The sequence below is a fragment of the Pseudomonas fuscovaginae SE-1 genome (assembly GCF_000364705.1).
GTDB classification, from domain to species: Bacteria; Pseudomonadota; Gammaproteobacteria; order Pseudomonadales; family Pseudomonadaceae; genus Aquipseudomonas; species Aquipseudomonas fuscovaginae_A.
Genome location: NZ_AQOH01000342.1, coordinates 1 through 5,624 on the forward strand (window position 1 = coordinate 1; position 5,624 = coordinate 5,624).

The window sequence follows — 5,624 nt, forward strand, 5'->3', positions numbered from 1 at the left end:
GCAGGCTTTGCGGCTCGGGCACGGCCACCGGCTCGACATGCACCTGGGGCATCACCGGGGCCTGTGGCGCCGCCGGCGGGTCGACACGTACCTGACGCTGTTCATCCTGACGGGAAAACAGCATCGGCAGGAAGATCACCGCCAGCGCCACCAAAACCAGCGCGCCGACCATCCGCTGCTTGTAAGCCCTATCCAGCAATGCCATCTGCAGCTTCCTCCGTGGCGCGCCGGGCCAGCCATTCCAGCGCCTCGGCTACGCAAAAGAACGATCCGAACAACAGAATCTCATCATCGGCCGTGGCCTGGGCACACTGCCCTTCCAGGGCCGCCGCGACACTTTCGTACACGGTCACCGCCGCGCCGCGAGCCTGCAAGGCGTCCTGCAGCTCGCCAGCCGGACGGCTGCGTGGCGACAGCAAGGGGGTCACGGCCCAATGCTGCACATGGGCATCCAGCTGCGATACCACGCCCGCAAGATCCTTGTCCGCCAGCAGGCCGAACACCGCCAGGCGTCGCCCCGCCAACGGTTGGCGGGCCAGGTGCCGGGACAGGTACTCGGCGGCATGGGGATTATGCCCGACATCCAGCATCAGCCTGACCGGCCTACCCTGCCAGTTGACGGTTCGACGATCCAGTCGACCGACGATCCGCGTCGCCTGCAACGCAGCAACAATGCGTTCGGGCTGCCAGGGCAGGCCCATCAGCGCGTAGGCCTGCAACGCCAGCGCGGCGTTCTCCATCGGCAGGTCCAGCAACGGCAGGTCCTGCAATTCGAGCGACTGCCCCTTGTCATCCACACCGCGCCACTGCCAGTAGCGGTCGGTGGACGCGAGATCGAAGTCACGGCCACGCAGGAAAAACGGGCTGTTCAGCTCGCGCGCCTTGTCCAGCAGCGGCTGGGGCGGACTCAGGTCGCCGCACAGCGCCGGCCGCCCGGCACGAAAGATGCCGGCCTTCTCGTAGGCCACCGACTCACGGGTGTCACCCAGGTATTCGGCATGATCGACGCCGATGCTGGTCACCAGCGCAAAATCGGCGTCGACCACATTGACCGTGTCCAGGCGCCCACCGAGACCGACCTCCAGCACCACGGCATCGAGCTGTTCACGCTCGAACAACCAGAAGGCCGCCAGGGTGCCCATCTCGAAGTAGGTCAACGTGGTACCGCCACGACCGGCTTCCAGCGCGACGAAGGCCTCGCACAACTGGGCATCGGTCGCCTCGACCCCATTGATCTGCACGCGCTCGTTGTAGCGCAGCAGGTGTGGCGAGCTGTAGACACCGACCTTGAGGCCTTGCGCCATCAGCAGCGAGGCCACGAAGGCGCAGGTCGAGCCCTTGCCGTTGGTGCCGGTCACCGTCACTACCCGGGGCGCCGGCTTGCCCAGCCCCATGCGGTTCGCTACCTCTCGCGAGCGCTCCAACCCCATGTCGATGGCCGATGGATGCAATTGCTCCAGGTAGGCGAGCCAGTCGCCCAGGGTACGTTCGGTCATACTTTTGCCGGTGCCGGTGGAACGACGACAGGCTCGACGGGCGCAGCCACGTAAACGGGCGTCGGCAGCCCCATCATCTGGGCCAGCAGGCTACCCAGGCGCGGACGCAGTTCCTGGCGCGGGATGATCATGTCGATGGCGCCGTGCTCCAGCAGGAACTCGCTGCGCTGGAAGCCTTCCGGCAGCTTCTCGCGTACGGTCTGCTCGATCACGCGCGGGCCGGCGAAACCGATCAGCGCCTTCGGCTCACCGACAATTACGTCGCCGAGCATCGCCAGGCTGGCGGAAACGCCACCGTAGACCGGGTCGGTCAGTACGGAAATGAAGGGCAGGCCCTCTTCGCGCAGACGCGCCAGCACGGCCGAGGTCTTGGCCATCTGCATCAGCGAGATCAGCGCTTCCTGCATCCGCGCACCGCCGGAAGCCGAGAAACAGACCATCGGGCAACGCTTTTCCAGGGCGTAGTTGGCGGCGCGCACGAAACGCTCGCCGACGATGGCGCCCATGGAACCGCCCATGAACGAGAATTCGAATGCCGAGACCACGATCGGCATACCCAGCAGCGTACCGCTCATCGAGACCAGGGCGTCTTTTTCGCCGGTCTGCTTCTGCGCCGCGCTCAGGCGGTCCTTGTACTTCTTGCCGTCGCGGAACTTCAGGCGGTCGACCGGCTCCAGGTCAGCCCCCAGCTCGGCGCGACCTTCGGCGTCCAGGAAGATATCGATGCGGGCGCGGGCGCCAATACGCATGTGGTGGTTGCACTTGGGGCAGACGTCCAGGGTCTTTTCCAGCTCCGGACGATAGAGCACCGCGTCGCACGACGGGCACTTGTGCCACAGACCCTCGGGCACCGAGCTCTTCTTCACCTCGGAACGCATGATCGAAGGGATCAGTTTGTCTACTAACCAGTTGCTCATGCTTTCTTTCTCCAATTCGTTTTCGGCCCGTCGGACAACCGGGCCCGCCTGTTTTCTGTGGCGGTTAGCATGGACGGCGGCAGATTGCCGCCCGTCACATCGGCGATCAACTGGCGCGCACGGCCTGGATGAACGCCCTGATCTTCGCGGGGTCCTTGATGCCCTTGCTCTGCTCGACCCCGCCGCTGGTATCCACGGCATACGGCCTGACCTGGGCAATGGCCTGCGCCACGTTGTCCGCGGTCAGGCCTCCGGCGAGGATGATCGGCTTGTTCAGGCCCTGCGGCACCAGAGACCAGTCGAAGGCCTCGCCGGTTCCACCCGGCACGCCTTCCACATAGGTATCGAGCAGGATGCCGCTGGCTCCGGGATAGGCCTGGCAGGCCGCGGCAATGTCGTCACCGGCCTTGATCCGCAGCGCCTTGATGTACGGCCGGTTGAAGCCCTCGCACTGCGCACTGGTCTCATCGCCATGGAACTGCAACAGATCCAGCGGCACCGCATCGAGAATCTCGCCCAGCTCGCAACGACTGGCGTTGACGAACAGGCCCACGGTGGTGACGAACGGCGGCAGTGCGGCAATGATGGCCCGTGCCTGCTGGAACGTCACCGCCCGCGGGCTCTTGGCGTAGAACACGAAACCGATGGCATCGGCTCCGGCCTCGACCGCGGCCAACGCATCTTCAATGCGGGTGATTCCGCAAATTTTGCTGCGAACGGCGGACATTTCGTCAGAACCCCAAGGTTTTCCGGATAAAGGTCCGGATGGTAGCAAATGCTTTCCCTGGCGTCAGCCGGCAAGCTCCGAGAATCCGGTGAGGAAGTGCGGCCCGATATAACGCTCGGGCAACTCGAACTCGTCGCGGTACTCCACCTGCACCAGGTACAGGCCGAATGGATGGGCGGTCACCCCACCCGTACGACGGATGCGACTCTCCAGCACCTCGCGCGCCCACTCGACCGGACGTTCACCGGCACCGATGGTCATCAGCACCCCGGCGATGTTGCGCACCATGTGATGCAGGAAGGCGCCAGCGCGGATATCGATCACGATCATCTTGCCGTGCCGGGTCACCCGCAGGTGGTGCACTTCCTTGATCGGCGACTTGGCCTGGCACTGCCCGGCGCGGAAGGCGCTGAAATCGTGGGTACCGACCAGGTAGCGGGCGGCCTCGGCCATGCGTTGCTCATCCAGCGGGCGATGGTTCCAGGTGATTTCCTCGTTGAGGTGCGCCGGACGGATCTGGTCGTTGTAGATCACGTAGCGGTAGCGCCGGGCGATGGCCTTGAAGCGGGCATGGAAATGCGCCGGCATGACCTTGGCCCAAGTGACACTGATGTCATGGGGCAGATTGATATTGGCGCCCATGGTCCAGGCTTTCATCGAACGCTCGGCGCGGGTATCGAAATGCACCACCTGCCCACACGCATGCACACCAGCATCGGTGCGCCCGGCGCACATCAGCGAAACCGGCGAGTCCGCCACCTTCGACAGCGCGTCCTCCAGGGTTTCCTGGACCGACAGCACGCCCGAGGCCTGGCGCTGCCAGCCGCGATAGCGCGAACCCTTGTACTCCACGCCCAGCGCGATGCGGTAAAAGCCTTCGGCCGCCATTTCGGCGGCCGGGTTATCTATATTTGCCAAGAACTTGCAGCCTGATGATGAACGCAAAGGCGTGCATTATAAGGCGCGCGCCCATAACGACAACGGCAGCCCGTGGGCTGCCGCTGTTTTTACCGCTAGCGGATGGATTCAAGCCAGGCGCTTGAGCATCTCCTTGGCTTCGCTCTTCTGCGCATCGCTGCCTTCGCTGATGACTTCGGCCAGGATGTCGCGGGCGCCATCCTTGTCATCCATGTCGATATAGGCCTGCGCCAGGTCGAGCTTGGTCGCCGCCTCGTCGGTTCCCGCCAGGAAATCGAACTCCGGCTCGTCATCCCCCAGGGCGGCATCCTGCTCGGTAAAGCTCGGCGTCGCCAGCGGTGGCTGCTCCAGGCTCTGGGACAGACGATCCAGCTCGGCGTTGACATCGTCCAACTCGTCGGTGAAGGCGTTCGGCCCGCTGTCGGCCAACAGCTCGTCAGCCAGCAGATCATCCACCGCCAGGTCGTCGGTCGCCAGGTCATCGGCCAGCGACAGATCGAAGTCCGCCGGCAGCCCGAGGTCATCCAGCGCATCGAGGGTCGGCACTTCGCCCTCCGGCGCCTTGGGATCGTCGGCCAGCCCGAGCAGGAAGTCTTCATCGTCCCGAGCGGCGGCAACCGGCTCGTCAGCACCCAGATCCAGGTCGAAGTCGGAGAGATCGTCCAGACCGCTCAGGTCGTCCTTGGCTTCAGTCTGCCGCGCCAGCACTGATTCGAAACTCAGGTCGTCGTCGAGCTGCAGGTCATCCAGGCTTTCCTCGACTGCCGGAGCAGCGACTGGCGCCACAGACGGCGAGACAGCCTCCAGGTCATCCAGGCTGAGGTCGAAGTCGTTGTCGAACGCCTCCGCCGCCGGAGCAGGCGCCTCCGCGACCACGGGCTCCGGAGCAGCAGCCGGGGCCGGCTCGTCATCCTGCAGCAGTTCCTGAACGAACTGCTCGTCCAGTTCGGCGGCGGCAGCGGCTGCCCCCACCCCGACCGCTGCGGCGGCGGCCACGGTCACCATGGCGGGGAAACGGCTCTTGAGCTGCTCGACCTGAGCCTGATTATCGCCATTGGCAGGCAGTTGCCGCTCCTGACGCACGAAGGCATCACGATCACCCTGGCGACCATAGACCTCCATCAGTTTCAGGCGCAGATCGCTGCGTTGCGGCTCGAACTTGACCGCCTCTTCCAGCAGATCGGCAGCCTGATTCAGATGGCCGCGTTCAATGTGCAGCTCAGCCTGACCCAGGACATCGGTCGGGCGTTCAGCGACGGGAGCCGGCGCCGGGGCCGGCGCCAACTTTACATTGGGCGCGGGTACCTCCAGGCCCTCGAAGCTGCTTTCCGGCATGTCCAGGTCGGCGGCGAAGTCAGTCTCCTCGGACAGCGCCTTGGCCATGCGCTGGTGCTTCTCGGCTTCCTGCTGGGCCTTTCGACGCCGGACCAGCAACAGCAGGAGCAACAGTGCCACCAGCACCACGGAGCCGGCGATCAGCCCCATCAGGATCGGGCTGGACAGCAGGTCGTCGAGCTTGCGTTCTTCGCTCGGTGCCGGCTGGAGGGGTGGTTCGACCGGCTTTTT

Annotated in this window: 5 protein-coding genes and 1 pseudogene; all 6 read right to left on the reverse strand. The window is 65.0% G+C overall.

The features are described 5' to 3' along the window. Positions 1–205: pseudogene (locus tag K675_RS31470) on the reverse strand (SPOR domain-containing protein); the annotation flags it as partial. Then, complete coding sequence (gene folC, locus K675_RS0126790; protein WP_017906544.1) at positions 189–1,496, reverse strand: bifunctional tetrahydrofolate synthase/dihydrofolate synthase; 1,308 nt, start codon at positions 1,494–1,496, stop codon at positions 189–191. The pseudogene K675_RS31470 and the gene folC, both read right to left, overlap by 17 nt. After that, on the reverse strand, positions 1,493–2,413 hold the full coding sequence (accD, locus tag K675_RS0126795) for an acetyl-CoA carboxylase, carboxyltransferase subunit beta (RefSeq protein WP_017906545.1): 921 nt from the start codon (positions 2,411–2,413) through the stop codon (positions 1,493–1,495). The genes folC and accD overlap by 4 nt, the downstream gene beginning before the upstream one ends. 106 nt (positions 2,414–2,519) lie before the next feature. Next, positions 2,520–3,140: a phosphoribosylanthranilate isomerase gene (locus tag K675_RS0126800; protein ID WP_017906546.1), complete on the reverse strand. Its 621-nt coding sequence runs from the start codon at positions 3,138–3,140 to the stop codon at positions 2,520–2,522. Between the two features lie 63 nt (positions 3,141–3,203). Next, positions 3,204–4,028, reverse strand: a complete 825-nt coding sequence (gene truA, locus K675_RS0126805; RefSeq protein ID WP_017906547.1) for a tRNA pseudouridine(38-40) synthase TruA — start codon at positions 4,026–4,028, stop codon at positions 3,204–3,206. Between the two features lie 138 nt (positions 4,029–4,166). Further along, on the reverse strand, positions 4,167–5,624 hold a 1,458-nt coding region (locus K675_RS0126810), incomplete at its 5' end, for a FimV/HubP family polar landmark protein (protein WP_017906548.1).

Coding starts and splice junctions, on each gene's coding strand:
- truA (WP_017906547.1), bottom strand. CDS start 4,028: ATGGCGGCCGAAGGCTTTTACCGCATCGCGCTGGGCGTGGAGTACAAG.
- accD (WP_017906545.1), bottom strand. CDS start 2,413: ATGAGCAACTGGTTAGTAGACAAACTGATCCCTTCGATCATGCGTTCC.
- K675_RS0126800 (WP_017906546.1), bottom strand. CDS start 3,140: ATGTCCGCCGTTCGCAGCAAAATTTGCGGAATCACCCGCATTGAAGAT.
- folC (WP_017906544.1), bottom strand. CDS start 1,496: ATGACCGAACGTACCCTGGGCGACTGGCTCGCCTACCTGGAGCAATTG.